Annotated in this window: 15 protein-coding genes; 6 read left to right on the top strand and 9 right to left on the bottom strand. The window is 73.0% G+C overall.

The features are described from left to right. Nucleotides 1-81 precede the first annotated feature (81 nt). The 5 genes from OG792_RS12545 to OG792_RS12525 all read right to left on the bottom strand — a co-directional run bounded on the left by OG792_RS12545 (nucleotide 82) and on the right by OG792_RS12525 (nucleotide 4,777). Nucleotides 82-1,782: an amidase gene (locus OG792_RS12545; RefSeq protein WP_329109599.1), complete on the bottom strand. Its 1,701-nt coding sequence runs from the start codon at nucleotides 1,780-1,782 to the stop codon at nucleotides 82-84. Further along, nucleotides 1,775-2,035, bottom strand: a complete 261-nt coding sequence (locus OG792_RS12540; RefSeq protein WP_329109598.1) for a hypothetical protein — start codon at nucleotides 2,033-2,035, stop codon at nucleotides 1,775-1,777. Before OG792_RS12540 ends, OG792_RS12545 begins: the two co-directional genes overlap by 8 nt. Nucleotides 2,036-2,164: 129 nt before the next feature. Next, the gene (locus OG792_RS12535) at nucleotides 2,165-2,497 is read right to left on the bottom strand and encodes a putative quinol monooxygenase (RefSeq protein ID WP_329109597.1); all 333 of its coding nucleotides are present in this window, start codon (nucleotides 2,495-2,497) and stop codon (nucleotides 2,165-2,167) included. Nucleotides 2,498-2,598: 101 nt separating this feature from the next. Beyond that, complete coding sequence (locus OG792_RS12530; protein WP_329109596.1) at nucleotides 2,599-2,937, bottom strand: hypothetical protein; 339 nt, start codon at nucleotides 2,935-2,937, stop codon at nucleotides 2,599-2,601. A 124-nt stretch (nucleotides 2,938-3,061) separates the two neighbouring features. Next, nucleotides 3,062-4,777: a dihydroxy-acid dehydratase gene (locus tag OG792_RS12525; protein ID WP_329109593.1), complete on the bottom strand. Its 1,716-nt coding sequence runs from the start codon at nucleotides 4,775-4,777 to the stop codon at nucleotides 3,062-3,064. A 74-nt stretch (nucleotides 4,778-4,851) separates the two neighbouring features. On the opposite strand from OG792_RS12525, the gene OG792_RS12520 reads away from it, so the two are divergent. Both OG792_RS12520 and OG792_RS12515 read left to right on the top strand, forming a co-directional pair. Next, nucleotides 4,852-5,865 carry a zinc-dependent alcohol dehydrogenase gene (locus tag OG792_RS12520; protein WP_329109592.1) on the top strand — a complete coding sequence of 338 codons (1,014 nt, stop codon included), beginning with the start codon at nucleotides 4,852-4,854 and terminating at the stop codon, nucleotides 5,863-5,865. Between the two features lie 79 nt (nucleotides 5,866-5,944). After that, complete coding sequence (locus OG792_RS12515; protein ID WP_329109590.1) at nucleotides 5,945-6,703, top strand: hypothetical protein; 759 nt, start codon at nucleotides 5,945-5,947, stop codon at nucleotides 6,701-6,703. A gap of 91 nt (nucleotides 6,704-6,794) precedes the next feature. Here the strand turns inward: OG792_RS12515 and OG792_RS12510 are convergent, their stop codons facing one another. Continuing rightward, nucleotides 6,795-7,076, bottom strand: coding sequence for a hypothetical protein (locus tag OG792_RS12510; protein ID WP_329109588.1), 282 nt, complete (start codon nucleotides 7,074-7,076; stop codon nucleotides 6,795-6,797). Between the two features lie 219 nt (nucleotides 7,077-7,295). Between OG792_RS12510 and OG792_RS12505 the strand changes: the two genes are divergently transcribed. Next, nucleotides 7,296-7,796, top strand: a complete 501-nt coding sequence (locus OG792_RS12505) for a Calx-beta domain-containing protein (protein ID WP_329109587.1) — start codon at nucleotides 7,296-7,298, stop codon at nucleotides 7,794-7,796. On the opposite strand, the gene OG792_RS12500 is transcribed toward OG792_RS12505, so the two are convergent. Then, nucleotides 7,790-10,981 (bottom strand): AfsR/SARP family transcriptional regulator, encoded by a 3,192-nt coding sequence (locus tag OG792_RS12500; RefSeq protein WP_329109586.1) that lies wholly within the window; start codon nucleotides 10,979-10,981, stop codon nucleotides 7,790-7,792. The genes OG792_RS12505 and OG792_RS12500 overlap by 7 nt on opposite strands. Nucleotides 10,982-11,194: 213 nt before the next feature. Here OG792_RS12500 and OG792_RS12495 point away from each other — a divergent pair, with 213 nt between their 5' ends. Both OG792_RS12495 and OG792_RS12490 read left to right on the top strand, forming a co-directional pair. Continuing rightward, nucleotides 11,195-12,649, top strand: a complete 1,455-nt coding sequence (locus OG792_RS12495) for an aminotransferase-like domain-containing protein (RefSeq protein ID WP_329109585.1) — start codon at nucleotides 11,195-11,197, stop codon at nucleotides 12,647-12,649. 153 nt (nucleotides 12,650-12,802) lie between these two features. After that, nucleotides 12,803-14,590 carry a carboxypeptidase regulatory-like domain-containing protein gene (locus tag OG792_RS12490; protein ID WP_329109584.1) on the top strand — a complete coding sequence of 596 codons (1,788 nt, stop codon included), beginning with the start codon at nucleotides 12,803-12,805 and terminating at the stop codon, nucleotides 14,588-14,590. Nucleotides 14,591-14,640: 50 nt separating this feature from the next. Here the strand turns inward: OG792_RS12490 and OG792_RS12485 are convergent, their stop codons facing one another. Beyond that, nucleotides 14,641-15,153 (bottom strand): PaaI family thioesterase, encoded by a 513-nt coding sequence (locus OG792_RS12485; RefSeq protein WP_329109583.1) that lies wholly within the window; start codon nucleotides 15,151-15,153, stop codon nucleotides 14,641-14,643. Nucleotides 15,154-15,222: 69 nt separating this feature from the next. Between OG792_RS12485 and OG792_RS12480 the strand changes: the two genes are divergently transcribed. Continuing rightward, the gene (locus tag OG792_RS12480) at nucleotides 15,223-15,702 is read left to right on the top strand and encodes a winged helix-turn-helix transcriptional regulator (protein ID WP_329111236.1); all 480 of its coding nucleotides are present in this window, start codon (nucleotides 15,223-15,225) and stop codon (nucleotides 15,700-15,702) included. Nucleotides 15,703-15,714: 12 nt separating this feature from the next. Here the strand turns inward: OG792_RS12480 and OG792_RS12475 are convergent, their stop codons facing one another. After that, the gene (locus OG792_RS12475) at nucleotides 15,715-17,280 is read right to left on the bottom strand and encodes an MFS transporter (protein WP_329109582.1); all 1,566 of its coding nucleotides are present in this window, start codon (nucleotides 17,278-17,280) and stop codon (nucleotides 15,715-15,717) included. Nucleotides 17,281-17,289: the final 9 nt, after the last annotated feature.

Below are 17,289 nucleotides of genomic sequence, written 5' to 3'. Positions count from 1 at the left end.
TATCGAAGCGGGACGGTCGACCGGCGGGGCCGACCGGTGCGCCGCGAGTACGCCACACCGGTCGGTCCGTCACCGTCGGACTCAGCTCTCCTCGGTGGCGTCGTAGTCGGCTGGCACCCGGTACGGTGCGGCGACCCGCGCCCCGGCGCCGACCGGACCGGACGGGTCCGGCGGGCGACGCAGGTGGTGGTCGGTGACCGCCTGGTACGCCGCGACAACCGCCAGCAGCCGCTCCTCCCCGAATGGCGGTGCCGCGATCGTGGTGCCCCGGGGCACGGTCAGCCCGGTCGCCTGGTCGACCCCCAGCCCGTACGGGAACGCCATCATCGGCAGCCCGATCCGGTCGACGGCGGTCCCGATCAGCAGTACGTCGCACCGGCCGAAGAACTGGTCGAGGGTGCGCTTGAGCAGGATGTAACGCGCCTCCATCGCCTTGAGGTAGCTGTCGGCGCTGCGGAACTGGCCGTTGAGGAAACCGGTGAGTCGGTCGGCGAACAGCCGTACGTCGCGTTGCAGCGCCGGCAGGAACAGGTTCGTGCCCTCGCCGGAGGTGCTGGTCACGGTGCCGGTCAGCTCGGTCCAGCCGTCCGGGTACGGCACCTCCCGTACGCGCACGCCGACCGTCTCCATCGCCGCGAGCATCGCCTCACGCAGCGGCCTGGTTTCCGCGTTGGCACCGGTGAGGTAGTCGGGTGGGTAGCCGAGGGTGGTCTCCCAGCGGACCCGGATCCGCCCCTTCCAGCGGTAGACACCGGCCGCCCTGATGTAGTTGGGCACCTCCGGCAGACCCAGCGTACGGGGGTCGTTCGGGTCCGGACCGGCCACCGACTGGAGCATGATCGCGGCGTCCATGGCGTCGCGGGCCAGCGGGCCGGGGTGGTCGTGGGTGATGGTCAGCGGCACGATGCCGTACAACGAGGCGCGGCCGAAGGTCGGTTTGAGGCCGGTCAGGTTCTGCGCGTTGGACGGCGAGGTGATCGAGCCACCGGTCTGGGTGCCGGTGCCGGAGGTGACCAGCCGGCCGGCGACCGCGGTGGCGGTGCCGCCGGACGATCCGCTCGGGCTGTACCGGATGTCGTCGGGGGTCCAGGCGTTGTAGGTGGTGGCGGTGCCGTCGGGCAACCGGGCCCGACCGGAGGCGAGTGGGCCCATCGCCGCCTTGCCGATCATGATCGCCCCGTCGTCCCTGAGCCGGGCGTGCACGGTGGAGTCGTACGCGGGCACGAATCCCTGGTAGACCGGGGACATGGCGGTGGTGGGGATGCCGGCGGTGTAGTAGTTGTCCTTCTCCGCCGTGGCGATGCCGGCCAGCGCCGTCGAACCACTGTGGATCTTCGTGCGGCGGGCCAGGTCGAGCAGTTGTGCGTCCGGCCGTCGCCAGAGGAATGCCTGGTAGCGGGCCTCGTAACGGTTGATCCGGTCGAGGTAGGCGGCCATCAGGTCCACCGGCTTGATCAGCTTGCGTCGGAACGCGGCAGCCGCCTCGCCGATGGTCAGCTCGGTCGGGTCGGCCAGCGCCTCGGGGCGGATCGTCCGGGCCAGCGCGCCGTCCCACCAGTCCCTGGGCGTACCCGGTCCGGGGCGACCGGTCGCGGTCCGGGCCGGCGTCGCGCCGGCCGGGGTGGCCGCGAACAGGGCGCCACCGGCCGCACCGGCGGACGCCGCGGCGGCCCAGACGCCGGCCATCCGGGACATGAACCAGCGCCGGTCGACGGTGAGGTCCTGCGGCTGCCCGGTGCCGTCCGCGATCCGGTCGGGCCGGTACGGCGCCAGTTCAGTCATCGAGCGCTCCCGTCCACTGGGCGAGCTGGACGGGGTAGAACGTCGGCACGTCGGCCTGTTGGTCGGTCGGGTACGCGGCGATGACCGGGTCCTGCCGGATGACGCTGCGGGCCGAGGCGAAGACCCGTTCCTGGTCCATCGGTGCCGCCGGATCGTTCTCCGGCAGTACCGAGATGTCGATGCCGAGCAGGGCGTAGCGGGTCCTGATGTAGACGTCGAGTTCCTGGTCGGTGGGTGCTGGAGGTACGGCCATGACCACCCCTTCGCTCCTTACCAGCGGGTACTGGAGCGACAGCTCACCAGAAGATCGTTTCTGCCGGGCATCGGATCAAATTCACGGATGTTTCCGCGTCGATGCCCCAGGGGTGGGTCCGGGGCGACCTCAGCCGCGCTCGGGTACGGCCAGCTCGCCGAGCGGGGACCAGTCGTCCTGCGGCACCGTGGCGTTGACGATCCGAGGTGTTTCAGCCAGATACTGGGGCAGTGTCCGTTGCGCCTGCCGGAAGTGCTCGGACTGCACATGCGCCGCACCGGCGTCGCCGTCGCGGAACGCCTCGACCAGGACAAACTCGGTCGGGTCGTCGATGCTGCGGGACCAGTCGAACCACAGGCAGCCGTCCTCGCCACGGGTCGCGCGGGTGAAGTCACCGGCGATCTCGGGCCAGCGGTCGGCGTGCTCCGGCAGCACCCGGAACTTTGCGGTAATGAAGATCATCCTGATCGCTCCCCTGGCACGACGGGCGGGTGGGATCCCCCCGCACCGGGCGATTCTAGTACGCCCACCCGGCCGACATGATCTTCACTTGACGGTGCCGGTCAACGCATCCGGCGCTCGGGGTGCTGCCGGTTCCAGGCCCGCATCCGCTCCGGGTAGCCGACCCGGGCCGCCTCGTAGAGCGGCACCGCGTGCCGGTGCGCCAGCCGCTGCGCGATCCGGGGAGAACCGGTCCGGCGGCGGATCCACTCGCCGTCGTCGGCGATGGCGACCACTGTCGTGTCGGTGGCCGTCGTCTCCGGTTCGAGGTACAGCTCGACGCCGCGCCGGCCGTCGATGAACGCGGAGATCGCGGCCAGGTCGGCGGCGGTCCCCTCCCGGTCGAGCTTGGTCGGGGTGTGAACGTCGGCGGACGTCCGCCGTCGGGACAGCCAGCGCATCAGGTGCTCCTTCGGTCCGAGATCCGATCACCGTCGGTGACCTACTCCCGGCGGCCCACCCCATTCCAACACCCCGAACCGGGAGAAACCTTCAAGAAACCTGTACGCCAGGTGAGCGCGCGGGTCAGTGCGACTCGCGCGCCACCCGGTCGCCGCTGGCACCGATCAGGAAGTCAAGGTCGGCACCGGTGTCGGCCTGCTGAACGGTGTCGACGTAGAGCCGTTCCCAACCGCGTTTCGGGGCGGCGAACGCCCGTACGGTCTCCGCCGCCGGCTGGCGCAGCTCCCACTCCGGCGCCGGCACGTCCACGTCGAGCCGCCGGGCGGCGACGTCGAGCACGACCACGTCACCGGTACGGACCCTGGCCAGCGGGCCACCGGCGGCGGCCTCCGGGGCGACGTGCAGCACCACCGTGCCGTACGCGGTGCCGCTCATCCGGCCGTCGCAGATCCGTACCATGTCGCGGACTCCGGCCCGGAGCAGCTTGGCCGGCAGCGGCAGGTTCGCCACCTCGGGCATGCCCGGATAACCGCGCGGTCCACAGCCGCGCAGCACCAGCACCGAGTCGGCGTCGACGTCGAGATCCGGGTCGTCGATCCGGGCGTGCAGGTCCTCGATCGAGTCGAAGACCACCGCCCGACCCCGGTGGCGCAGCAGGTGCGGTGAGGCTGCCGCCGGTTTGATGATCGCACCGGACGGGGCCAGGTTGCCGTGGAGCACGGCGATCCCGGCGTGCTCCAGCAGCGGCTGGTCGCGTACCCGGATGACCTCGTGGTCCCAGATCCGGGCCCCGTCGAGGTAGTCGACCAGCGGGCGGCCGGTCACCGTGAGCGCGTCCGGGTCGAGCAGGTCGCGGACCTCGCGCAGCACCGCCAGCAGGCCGCCGGCCCGATGCAGGTCGTCCATCAGGAAGCGGCCGGCCGGCTGGAGGTCGACCAGCAACGGCACACCCCCACCGGTACGGTCGAAGTCGTCCTGGGTCAGCTCGATGCCGAGCCGGCCGGCGATGGCGAGCAGGTGCACGACCGCGTTGGTCGAGCCGCCGATGGCGGCCAGCGCGACGATCGCGTTCAGGAACGAGCCACGGGTGAGCAGGTCGCTGGGGCGGCGCTGCTCGGCGACCAGTTCCACGGCGAGCCGGCCGCTGTCGTGCGCGCCTTCGAGCAGCCGGCTGTCCGGGGCCGGGGTGCCGGCCAGACCGGGGATGACGGTGCCGAGCGCCTCCGCGACCAGCGCCATCGTGGACGCGGTGCCCATCGTGTTGCAGTGCCCCCGACTGCGGATCATGGATGACTCGGAGCCGAGGAACTCCTGCCGGGACAGGGTGCCGGCGCGTACCTCCTCGGAGAGCTTCCAGACGTCGGTGCCGCAGCCCAGCGGCACGCCGCGGAACGTGCCGGTGGCCATCGGGCCGCCGGGGACCACGACGGCGGGCAGGTCGACCGAGGCGGCGGCCATCAGCAGGGCCGGGATCGTCTTGTCGCAGCCACCGAGCAGCACGACGCCGTCGATCGGGTTGGCCCGCAGCATCTCCTCGGTCGCCATCGCGGCCATGTTCCGCCACAGCATCGCGGTCGGGCGTACCTGCGTCTCGCCGAGCGACACCACGGGCAGGTTCAGCGGAATGCCGCCGGCCTCGTACACGCCCTGCTTGACGCTCTGCGCCACCTCGTCCAGGTGACTGTTGCACGGGGTGAGGTCCGAGGCGGTGTTCGCGATGGCGATGTGCGGGCGGCCGTCGAAGGCGCGCGCCGGCAGGCCGCGACGCATCCAGGCGCGGTGGATGTAGGCGTTGCGGTCGGTGCCGCCGTACCACTGCGCGCTGCGCTGCCCCGACATGTGAACGCCTTTCAATTATTGGATCACCAGTCTACGATCCGGAACGCCATCGGGGCGTGGAGAGGCCGGTCGGGATGAGGGCGTTCGTGGTCACCGGCCCACGCCGGGCCGACGTACGGCAGGTGGAGCCGCCCGAGGCGGGACCGGGCCAGGTGGTGGTCGACGTGTCCCGAGTCGGGGTCTGCGGCACCGACGTCGAGTTCTTCACCGGCGAGATGGCGTACCTGCACCAGGGGCACGCCCGGTACCCGATGCGACTGGGCCACGAGTGGTGCGGCACGGTTGCGGCGGTGGGTCACGGCGTCGATCCCGGCTGGGTCGGCCGGCGGGTCACCGGCGACACGATGCTCGGCTGCGGCCACTGCCGGCGCTGCCTGGCCGGCCTCGGTCACGTCTGCGCCGACCGGTTCGAGATCGGCATCCGGGGCGGTTTCGCCGGTGCGCTGGCCGAGCAACTGGCCGTACCGGTGAGCGCCCTGCATCCGCTGCCGGACGCGGTGGACGACACGGCCGGCGCACTGGTCGAGCCGGGCGGCAACGCGCTGCGGTCGGTACGCGCCGCCGCACTCACTCCGGGCGACCGGCTGCTGGTGCTCGGGCCGGGCACGATCGGGCTGTTGGTGGCCGAGTTCGCCCGCGCCGAGGGCGCCGAGGTGCACGTCGTGGGGAAGTCCGCCCGGTCCCTGGAGTTCGCCCGCGACCTGGGCTTCGCCGGGGTGTGGGAGGCCGACCGGCTGCCCGAACTGCCCTGGGACGCGGTGGTCGACGCGTCCAACGATCCGACCGTACCGGCATTGGCGCTCGACCTGGTGGAACCCGGCGGCCGGGTCGTCTACGTCGGCCTGGCCGGCACCCCGAGCCGGCTCGACAGCCGGACGCTGGTCCTCAAGGACGTGACCGCGGTCGGCATCCTCGGCGCCTCGGCCGGGCTCGCCGGCACCATCGAGCGGTACGCCGGCTCGGCCGTCGACCCCCGACCGCTGGTCGCCGCCACCATCGGGTTGGACCAGGTCGCCGAGGTGCTCGCCGGCAGGCTGCCCGACGGCGCCGGACCGGGTCCCAAGGTGCACGTCGACCCCCGCCGCTGACCGGCCACCGTCGCGCACGGGTGGGTTAGCCCGGCGCCCGGCGGGTAAGCGCCGGTCCTCACCAGGTGGGAGGGATCAGATGTCCGAACGACACACCGTGTTGCGCTCGATGCACGATCTGGGGTTGGCGGCCTGGTTCGGCGGTTCGCTGATGGGGGCGGTCGGCGTCAACAGCGCGGCGGCGCGGGTCGACAACTCGAAGGAACGGCTCGGGGTGGCCTCGGCCGGCTGGGCCCGGTGGACACCGGTCAACGCCGCCGCGATCGGCGCCCACGTCGCCGGTGCCGCCGGTGAGCTGGTGACCGAGAGCCCACGGGTGGTCGCCCAGGCCGGGGTGGCCAAGATGAGCCTGGTCAAGGCCGGGCTCACGGTGGCCGCGCTGGCGGTGACCGGCTACAGCCGGATGCTCGGCATGAGACTGCAACGGGCCGGCGGTTCGCCGGTCGACGGGATCACCGAACCGAACCACGCCACCCCGAAGGACATCGCGGCGAGCCAGCGGCAGCTCCGGGTGCTCCAGTGGGCGATTCCCGCGCTCACCGGCGCGCTGATAGTGGTCACCGCGCTCGCCGGGGAGCAGCAGAAGCCGGGCCAGGTGGCCCGGGGCATCATGCGCCGGGCCGTCGGCCTGCGGCAGCACCGGTCCAGCGCCTCGCGGTACGCCTCGGGCGCGATCCGGCACGCGCCGGGCGCGATGCGCCAGGCGTCGGGCGTGATGGGGCACGTACCGGGTGCGATGCGCCAGGCATCCGGCGGGCTGCGGTACGCGTCGAAGGGCATGGGCAGGGTGATGGCCGTACGGTCGGCCATGCACGCGCTGTCGATGCTGCGGCGCTGAGCGGACGGACGGACCGGGCCGGGGCCCGGAGGGAACGCCGACGGCGGTCGGTGCCGGTGCGGCACCGACCGCCGTCGCGGCAGGGCGACCCTCACCATCGCACCTGCCGACCGACCGCCGGCAGCATCGGGAATTCCGACCGGCCCCGCCTCGACCGGGTCCGCCCCGACCGTCGTACGAGCCGGCGCGCCAGCCGCCGCCCGGCCGACCCGTGATCGTCACGCCGGACGCCACCGTCGCACCGGTCGGGCGGCGGCCACTCCGGCACGCCGAAGGTCGGGGTGCCGAGCCAGGAGAAGACGGCGGTCCCCTCCACCCATTCCCGCACCCCGAGCTCTGCCTCCGAGGCGTTCCGATAGGGCACAGTCACCATGCTCACCCCCTCCGGCCTGCCGTGCGGCGGATGTCCCCCTCGACACCGCCTGGGATCAGGATCGGTCGAGCCGGGTCACACCGGACAGGACCGGTGCCCGGCCCAGTTCCGACAGGTAGTGGACCTGGACACCAGGGGTATCGATGTGCGTCACAACCGCGCCACAACCGCCGGAGGGCTTAATGATGGTGACACCCGGAGATCGAAGGAGATGATCCGATGACACGTCTGCGCTGGCGGGTCGGCAGCCTCGCCGCCACCGTCGTCGTCCCCACGGCGCTGCTGGGCCTGACCCCGGCAACCGGCCACGCCTGCTGCGACCCCGAGGACGAGCAGGTGGTGGTCTCGGTCAACGGAACGATCTGCTGGGAGCAGACGCCGGCCAACACCCCGCCGTCCGTGCAGGCGCTGCCGGGCAGGGCGATCGTCACGGTGACCCTGTCGCAACCGGTCACCACGCCGGTGAGCGTGACGTTCCGTACCACCGACGGCACCGCCGTGGCACCGGCCGACTACACCGCGGTCCAGCAACGCCGGGTGACGATCCCGGCCGGCTCCCGCATCGTGGAGGTGCCGGTGGACATCCGGCCCGACACCGTGCGCGAACCCGACGAATGGTTCAACGTCCACATCTCCGACCCGTCCTACGGCGAGATCGGGCAGGGCCGGGCCACCGTGGTGATCAAGGATGGGGCACCACCGAGGGGCGGCGTTCAATAGGAACCGGGAGCGACGACGGGCCGTGCGTCCAGGTCGAGACGCACGGCAAGGTCGTCGGCCTCGGCGGTCGCGCTCGCCCGGCGGTACAGCCCCACCGCCAGCCGCCAGTGGTGTTCGGTGCCGGCCCGGTCGCCGAGGCGCAGGGCCAGGTCACCGAGATGCCGGCGGACCCGCGCCTCCTCGTACGGGTCGGGTATCCGGGCGCGCAGGGCGAGCGCGTGCCGGAGTTCGTCGCCGGCCCCGGCGAGGTCCCCGGCACTCAGGTGCACCTGCCCCAGGTTGTGCCGGGTGACCGCCTCAAGGTGCTGGTCGGCAAGGTCGCGGGTGAGCAGCAGCGCCCGCTCCAACGGGCCGACCGCCGCCGCCACGTCCCCCCGGCGCAGCAACGTCAGCCCGAGCCCGTTCATCGTCTCCGCCTCGTAGCGCCGGTCGTCGATCGCCCGGTAGACCAGCAGCGCCTGGCCGAGATGGTCGAGCGCGTCGTCCAGCGCGCCCCGGCCGAGGTCGGCCTCGCCGAGACTGTGCAGCACCGCCGCCTCCAGCCTCGGGTTGCCGACCTCCCGGCTGATCCGCAGCGCCTCCGCCAGGTCGGGCGCGCTCAGCTCCGGCCGCCCCATCCGGACGTACGTGTGACCGGTGTTGTTGAGCGCCAGGGCGATGCCCAGGCGGTAACCGCTGGCGGTGTGGATGGCCAACGCGTGCCGGAACGCGGTGACCGCCTCGTCGAACCGACGCAGCCCGCTGTACGCCGCCGCGATGTTGTTGTACACGTGCCCCGCGCCCCGCTGGTCGCCACTGGCCAGCATCAACGGCAACGCCTCGTGCAGGCCCTCCAGCGCCGCGTCGAAGCGCCGGGCCATGATGTGGGCGACCCCGAGCCCACTGAGCATCAGGCCCTCGGTGGCCGGGTCGCCGACCTGCCGGGCAGCGGCCACCCCCCACCGGCACATCTCCACCCGCTCGGGCCAGTGTCCCCGGGAGTCGTAGTAGCCGATCAGCAGGTACGTGAGCTGCCAGGCGGCCGTCGGCAACCCGTGCTCGGCCGCGTACCGGGTGATCGGCAGCAGGTTGCCGCGCTCGGCGTCGAGGAAGCCGAGCGCCGCGTGGTGCTCGGCCGGGAACGGCGGCTGGGCCGGCGGATACCGCAGTACGGGAGCCACCCGGTCCCGCCCCGGATCGAGCACCCGGTTCGCGGCGGCGGCGACGGCGACGTACCAGTCGACGATCCGTATGGTGGCCTCGTCCCGGTGCGCGGGCGTCTCGTCCACGGTGGCGCACTGCTGGGCGAAGAGCGCTATCAGGTCGTGGAACCGGTAGTGGTCCACGCCGGTTTCGACGGCGAGGTGGGCGACCACCAGTTCGTCGACGATCCGGCGTGCCTCGGTCGGGTCGAGATCGGCCACGGCGGCGGCGAGCAGGGTGTGGAAGGTCGGGCCGGGGTGGAGTCCGAGCAGGCGGAACAGCCGTGCGCCGGGAACGCTCAGCGCCCGGTACGCGCTGGCGAACACCGTCCTTACGCTGCGCGAGTCGCCGTCCACGGTGAGCGCGTCGAGCCGGTTCGCCCCGGCCAGCTCGGTCACCAGCGTGCTGATCGTCCGGTTGGGTCGGCTGGCCAGCTTCGCCGCCGCGATCCGCAGGGCCAGCGGCATCCGGTCGCAGAGCCGGACCAGTTCGGCCGCGGCCGCCGGCTCGGATTCCACCGCCGCGGCGCCGAGCAGCCGCCGCAGCACCGCCAGCGCCTCGGCGTCGGGCAGCACGTCGAGGTCGACCGGGCAGACCGCGTGATGGGTGTTCAGGGCGGCCATCGCGTTGCGGCTGGTCACCGCGAGCATGGTGCCGGCGCTGCCGGGGACCAGCGGCAGTACGTCGTCGGCGGTGCCGGCGTTGTCCAGCACGATCAGGATCCGCCGGCCGTGCAGCAGCGAACGGTAGAGGCTCGCCTGTTCGGTCAGGTCGGCCGGGATCCGGTCCGCCGGTACGCCGAGGCTGCGCAGCATGTGCGACAGCGCGTGCTCCGGCGACAGGGTCGAACCCCGCTCGTGCCCGCGCAGGTCGACAAAGAGCTGGCCGTCCGGGAAGTGGCGCGCCACCCGCCGGCCCCACTGCACCACCAGGGCGGTCTTGCCGATGCCGGCCGGGCCGGAGATGAGCGCCAGTGGGAGGTCGCCGTCGGGGTCGTCGAGCAGCCGGTCCAGGGTGGACAGCTCCGCGCCCCGTCCGGTGAAGAAGCCGACCGGTGCCGGTAGCTGCATCGGCGTCGGCATCGACATCGGCGGGGCCGCACCGGTGTCGGTCCGGGCGGCCGGGCCGACGACCGCCACCGGAGCGGGCTCGGCGGGCGGGTCCGGCTCCGGGTCCGGGTCGAGACTCGGGTCGCGGCGCAGGATGCGGGTGTGCAGCCGGGCCAGGTCCGGACCGGGGTCGACCCCGAACTCGTCCGCGAGACCGACCCGCAGCCGCTGGTAGGCGTCGAGCGCGTCGGTCTGCCGGCCACACCGGTACAGCGCCAACATGAGCAGCCCGACCAGGCGTTCCCGGGACGGGTACTCGACCAGCAGCCGCTCCAGTTCGCCGACGACGACGACGTGCCGACCCAACCGCAGCTCGGCGTCCCACCGGTCCTCGATCGCGGCGAGCCGCACCTCGGAGAGGCGGTCCACCTCGGCCGCGCCCCAACCGGTCGGCTCGGCGTCGGCGAGGGCGACGTCGTGCCGCCACAGGCTCAGGCCCTCGCGCAGGTGGGCGGCGGCCCGCGCGGGTGCCCCGGCGGCGAGTTCCTCCCGGCCCCGGCGGGCGTACTCCTCGAAGCGGACCGCGTCGACCGCCTCGGGATCCAGCCGCAGCGTGTACCCGGACTCGCGGGTGACCAGCACGTCCGGCAGGCCGCAGAGGGCCAGCGCCTGACGTACCCGGGCGACGTGGCTGTGCAACGACTTGATCGCCGTACGCGGTGGGCGCTGTCCCCAGAGCGCGTCGACCAGCCGCCACTGCGGCACGACCGTGTCGGCCTTGAGCGCGAGCAGTCCCACCACGGCACGCTGGCGGGCGCCGACGAGCAGCGCGGGACCGGCCGGGCCGAGCACCTCCACCGGCCCGAGCAGGCGGATCAACCGCCGTACCGGGGTCGCCCGGTCCAACCGGGCCGGAGCCGGAGCCGGGACGTTGGGGTCAGGGACCGCCGACATACGCCCCACGGCCCCCCTTCCGCGTGCGGACACGCGTCACGAAGTCGTCTTCCCCCGCAGCATAGTGGCCGGACCGGATCGATGGACAGCAATCGTCGGAGATCCGCCGCGCGGTGGGCCGGGGGTGCCGCCGCACACCGGCCGCCCCGACCGGCGTCGGGGCCACAACCCGTGCACAACCGGCCCGCAGCCCGAGTTCCGTACACAGATCTCATGCGTCACCAGGCCATCCTCACCATTCCGCTCACCGTGACCCGGCAGGCCCGGCAGCCACTGCACGAACAGATCGCCAGCCAGGTCGGTACGGCGGTGGAGCACGGGCTGCTGGCACACCGTACGCAGTTGCCGTCGACCCGTACCCTCGCCGCGCTGCTCGGCGTCTCCCGGGGCGTGACAACGGCGGCGTACGAGTTGCTGTTCACCAGGGGTTACCTGGAGAGCCAGCCGGGTTCGGGAACGTACGTCGCCGGCCGGACGGCGCCAGGGAACGGGTCCGGCGGACCGGGACGGGCCGGGGGTGCCGCCGGACGGCGCCCGCGCGGCCTGCCCGAGCGGACCGCCGCGACCCGCCCGCCGGCCCCGGCCGACCGCCCGACCGTGCTCGACCTGCGACCGGGGCAGGTGGACATCGAGGCATGTCCGCTGCCGGCCTGGCGGGCGGCCTGGCGGCGGGCGAGCTTCAACCGGCCACCGGCCCAGTCACTGCCCACCCTGGGCCTGCCCGAGCTGCGCCGGGCCGTCGCCGAGCACCTCGCAGGCAGCCGTGGGGTGCCGCTGGCCGGGCGGGACGTGGTGATCACCGGTGGAACCGCCGCCGGCCTCCGGCTGGTGCTGGACGCGTTGGGCCTGCACGGACGCCAGGTGGCGATCGAGGAGCCGGTGCCGCCGGCCCTGCACCGGGCCGCCGCCGGGGACTCGGAGCGACCGGCCGCGCTGCCGGTGGACGCCGAGGGGGCCAGGCTCGACGCGGTCGGGCCGAACTGCCGCGCGGTGGTGCTCAGCGCCGACGCCCAGGTGCCGCTCGGCCACGTGCTCTCCGCCGAGCGGCGCCGGGCCGCCCTGGCCTGGGCGACGAGCACCGGCGGCCACGTGGTCGAGATCGCCTGCGACCCGGTCTTCCGGCCCGAGGTGAGCCAGCTACCCCGGCTGTACGGCACCGCCGGTGCCCGGTCGATTTTGGTCGGCGGCTTCTGTGAGTTGCTCACCCCGGCCCTGAACCTCGGTTACGCGCTCGTCCCCCGCGAACTCACCGCCACCGTCGCCCGACACCTCGGCGAGTACGCGGTCGCGCCGCCCTACCTGACCCAGCTCGCCCTGGCGTCGCTGCTGCGTGACGGGGTGATCGTCCGACTGATGCACCGGCTCGGCCGCCGCTACGCCGCCCGCCGCCGGATCGTCGAGTCCGCGCTCGCCCCGGTACGCCGGATCCGCCTCGGCGCACCGTACGCGGTCAACACCGAGGTGCTGTACCTGCCGGAGCGGTTCGACGCCCAGCAGGTCGCCGCCCGGGTGCTGGCCCACGGCGTACGGGTGTCCACGCTGGCGCCGTACCACTTCTCCGGCCGGGTGACGCCGCCGGCACTGGTCCTCGGGTTCGGTCACCTGCCCGACCCGGACCTGCACCGGAGCATGTCCCGGCTGGTCGACGCCCTGTCCGAGCTGAGGTAGGCCGGGTCGGTCCCGACGACCGTCCACAGTGTCGGGGTGGTTGGTTAGCATGCCGGCGCACGGGTACCGCGAACCCGCGCACCCTGCCCCTGTTCCCTCACCTCACGAGGACACATGAAGAGATCGCAGTTGCGCAGAATCGGATCGTTGGTCGTGACGCTGCTCGTCGCGACCGTCGTCGCGGTACCGCCGGCTTACGCCGCCCCGGCGACCGGCCCGGTGCCGGCGGGCGGGACCGTGGTGGTCAACGACGCGCAGTCGCCCACCGGCTCGATCGCGGGCCGGTTGACCAGGCCCGGCGGGACCCAGGCGGCGTACTGGGTGGTCCAGGCGGACGGCGACGACGACAGCGGCAGCGCCCTCACCGACGGGTTCGGACACTACCGGATCGACAACCTGGCGCCGGGTAGCTACAGGTTGCTCTTCCTACTGCCCTCCGGGGCGAGGCAGTGGGCGCCGCAGGCCCGGTCGAGGGAGACGGCGGGATCGTTCGCGGTCAGCGCCGACACGGTGACCACCCACGACGAGCAACTGCTGCCGACCGGTTCGGTGGACGGGCGCTTCACCGACGCCGCCGGCAACGGCATGGCCGGGATCTCGGTGACGGTCTTCGACGTCGAGCGGAACGAGTACCTGTCGGGTTCGACCACGGCCGACGGCCGCTACCGGATCGACGGGGTGCTGCACGGCGACTACCGGGTACGGTTCACCGACTGGCAGAGCGGCCTCGACCAGTACGCCCACGGCAAGCTCACCGAGGCTGCCGCCGATCCGATCACCGTCGCCGCCAACCAGACCACCACCGTGGACGACAGCCGCCTGCCCACCGGTTCGGTGCGGATCACCGCTCGGGACAGCGTCACCGGTGCGGTCGTACCGGACTTCTTCGCGACCGTGCTCGGCCGTGGTGGCGCCTCGACCGGCGGGGCGGTCGTTATCGACGAGGTACCGGCCGGCTCGCACGTCATCTCCGCGAGCGGGGAGAACCATCCGTACGTCGGCAACGCGGCGACGGTGACGGTGGTGGCCGGGGAACAGACCGACGTGGAGTTGACGCTGCGTCCGTACGCCCGGATCACCACGAGGGTCACCGACCGGGCCAGTGGTGCCCCGGTCGGGGACATCTGCGTCGTCGCGCTGCCGGTCAAGACGTTCCCCTTCCCCGGCGGTTGTTCCGGCGTGAGCGATCCGACCGGCGCGGCCACGCTGCGGGTGTCCGAGTCGGGGGCCTACAACCTGCTCGTTCTCCCGGAACCCGGCAGCGACTACGGCGCGCAGTGGGTCGGGTCGACCGGCGGAACGGGTACGCAGCAGACCGCCCGTCGGGTGACCGTGGCGGCCGGTGAGGTCAGGGCCGTACCGAAGATCAAACTGGATCCCCGGGGCACCATCAGCGGGACGGTCACCGGTGCGACCGGTGCGCCGGTGCAGGCTGGGTCGGTGAGCATCGCCGGCCCCGACCTGTCCGGCAGCGGGCACGGCAACCGGGGCAGTCAGGTGGCCGCCGACGGCAGCTACGAGATCGACTGGCTGGGGCCGTACGAGTGGCCGTTGCTGTTCAGCGCGGCCGATCACGCGTACCAGTGGAGCGGTACGGTCGGCAACCGGCTCAACGCCGACCCGGTGTCGGTGCAGGCCGGCGCCACCACCGATTTCGACCACACCCTCACGCAGGGGACGAACCTGGTGGTCACGGCTCCGGGTGAGCCGGGGGTGTGCCGGCTGGTGGTCCGCAACGCGGTGACCAGCGACGGGGCCGGCCTGGTGCACAACTACAGCCCGACCTCGGGTACGCCGCTGCGGATCCTCGGCGGCCAGAAGGTCAAGATCGAGCTGACCTGCGGTTCCACCCGCTGGTACGGCGGCACGGACCTGGCCAGCGCCACCGCCGTGACGATCCCCGCGCAGGGGACGGTGAGCATCTCCTTCCCCGCCGTCTGACCGACCCGGACCACCGGGGGTGCGGGATCCGCCCCCGGTGGTCCGCCCGGTCAGCTCGCCGCCGGTTCCAGTTCGAAGAGCAGGCAGGTGGAGGTGGCGTGGGCGATCAGCCGGTCGGCGCCGTCGAGCACCCGCGCCTCGGCCAGTGCCGTACGCCGACCGCGCTGCAACACGGTGCCCTCGCAGCGCAGCACGCCGGAGCCGACGGTGGCCGGGCGGAGGAACTTCACGTTGAGATCGAGCGAGGTGTATCCGACGCCGGCCGGCAGGGTGCTGTGCACCGCACACCCGGCGGCGGTGTCGAGCAGGGTGGAGAGCACGCCGCCGTGCACGCTGCCGAGCGGGTTGTAGTGGAACTCCTGGACCTCCATCTCCACCACCACCCGGCCCTCCTCGGCGGTCAGCCGGGTCATGTCGATCAGGTGCATCACCGGGGGTGGCGGCAACTCGCCGGCGATCATGGAGCGGAGTACGTCCAGGCCGCTGCGCCGGCCCAGGCTCGCCGCGTTGATCGAGGGGTCGGACCAGGAGAAGGTACGGCTTCGAGGCTGAGTCTGAGTCACAGACGCAGCCTCGCAGGCGTTGCTGAGTCTGTCAACGAGACCTAGCCTGGCGGGGTGACACCGACGGTTATGGACTGGGAACTGGACAACTGCACCATCGCGCGGGCGATGGAGATCCTCGGTGAGCGCTGGACCGTGGTGGTGCTCCGCGAGGTCTTCACCGGCGTACGGCGCTTCGACGACATGCGGGAACGGACCGGAATCCCCCGCCAGGTGCTGACCAACCGGCTGGCGAAGCTCGTCGACGAGGGGCTGCTGCGCCGCGAGCCCTACCGCGAGCCGGGCGCCCGGCTGCGGCACGAGTACCGGCTCACCGACAAGGGCCTGGACCTCTGGCCGATGCTGGTGGCCCTGCTGACCTGGGGCGACCGCTACCTCGCCGACCCCGAGGGCTCTCCCCTGCTGGCCGTGCACCGCGACTGCGAGTCCCCGGTACGCGTCGAGCTGCGCTGCGCCGACGGACACGAGGTGACCAGGCCGCGGGACGTGGTGCCGCGCCCCGGTCCGGGCCTGCGCCGCCGCCGGTCGCGGGCGGATACCGGGGGGTGATGCGAGCCGCCGTCAGGGGGTGGGCGCCGGCACGTCGGGCCGTGGGTGCAGGGGTGGGCCGGCGACGGCACAGTGCACCCGTACCGGGCTGGTCGGGGCCTGCTCGGCGGACCCGGCCGGTTGGACGGGCCCGGCGCCGGTCGCGGGCGGCCCGTCCGGGGCGGCGAGCCGGGACGGGATCCCGACCAGGCTGATCACCGCGCCGAGCAGCAGCAGCCCCGCGCAGATCAGCATCGAGGTCCGGTAGACCGGCCCGAGTTCGGCCGCGGCGGTCAGGCTGCCGGTGCCGATGCCGGCGGCCAGCGGCAGGACCGCGACGGCGAGCAGTCCGGCCGCGCGGGCCACCGCGTTGTTCACCCCGCTGGCGATTCCGGCGTGGCGTTCGTCGACCGAGCCGAGCGCGGTGGCGGTCAGCGGCGCCACGGTCAGCGACAGTCCCAGACCGAGCAGCAGCACCGCCGGCAGCACACCGCTGAGGTAGCTCGTGCCCGGTCCGACACCGGCGAGCAGCACCAGCGCCACCGCGCAGACGACCGGGCCGACGGTCATCGGGATCCGTGGGCCGATGCGCTGCCCGAGCGCACCGGCCTGCGCCGAGAGCAGCAACATCAGCACGGTCACCGGCAGCATCGCGGTTCCGGCCGCCAGCGGGCTGAACCCCACGACCACCTGGAGGTTCAGCACCACCAGGAAGAACACCCCGCCGAGCGCGGCGTACACGGCGAACGTCACCAGGTTCACCGCGCTGAACGCCCGGATGGAGAACACCTCCAACGGCAGCATCGGGTGCGGCGACCGCCGCTCGGTGACGACGAAGCCGACCATGCCGGCGACGCCGACGGCCAGCGCACCGAGCACCGTCGGCGAGGTCGGTCCGGCCGCCGGCCAGGCGGTGAAGCCGTACGTCAGTCCGGCGAGACCGGCCGCGCCGGTGAGCACCCCGACGACGTCGAGATGGTCCGGCGCGTCCGGGTCACGCGACTCCGGTACGTGCCGGAGCGCGACCAGCGCCACGATCGCGGCCAGCGGTACGTTGATCAGGAACACCAGTCGCCAGCTCGCGGACTCGACCAGCCAACCGCCGAGGAACGGCCCGAGGGCCCCCGCGATACCGCCGAGCCCGGACCAGGCACCGATCGCCTTCGCCCGGTCGTCCGGGTGGAACGACGCGCCGAGGATGGCCAGCGCCCCCGGGGTGAGCAGGGCGCCGCCGATGCCCTGGAGAACGCGCGCCGCGACCAGGATCTCGACGTTCGGCGCCAGCCCGCAGAGCAGCGAGGCCGCCGCGAACCAGGTGATGCCGAGGACGAAGATCCGGCGGCGGCCGAACCGGTCGCCGAGCGACCCGCCGAGCAGGATCAGCGCGGCCAGGCTCAGGGTGTAGCCGTTGACGGTCCACTGGAGCGACGCCGCACCGGCGTCGAAGTCGTCACCGATCCGGGGCAGCGCGATGTTGACCACGGTCGCGTCGATGAAGGCCAGACCGGAGCCGAGCACGGTGGCGAACAGCACCCAGCGGCCGGCCGGCTGGCCGTACCGCACCAGCTCACCGGCCGGCTCGTCGCGGGTCGTGGTCATCGGTGCTCC

This window comes from Micromonospora sp. NBC_01699, assembly GCF_036250065.1.
Lineage (GTDB): Bacteria > Actinomycetota > Actinomycetes > Mycobacteriales > Micromonosporaceae > Micromonospora_G.
Note: the sequence above shows the minus strand (reverse complement) of the source record. Positions and strands in the feature narration are given on the sequence as shown.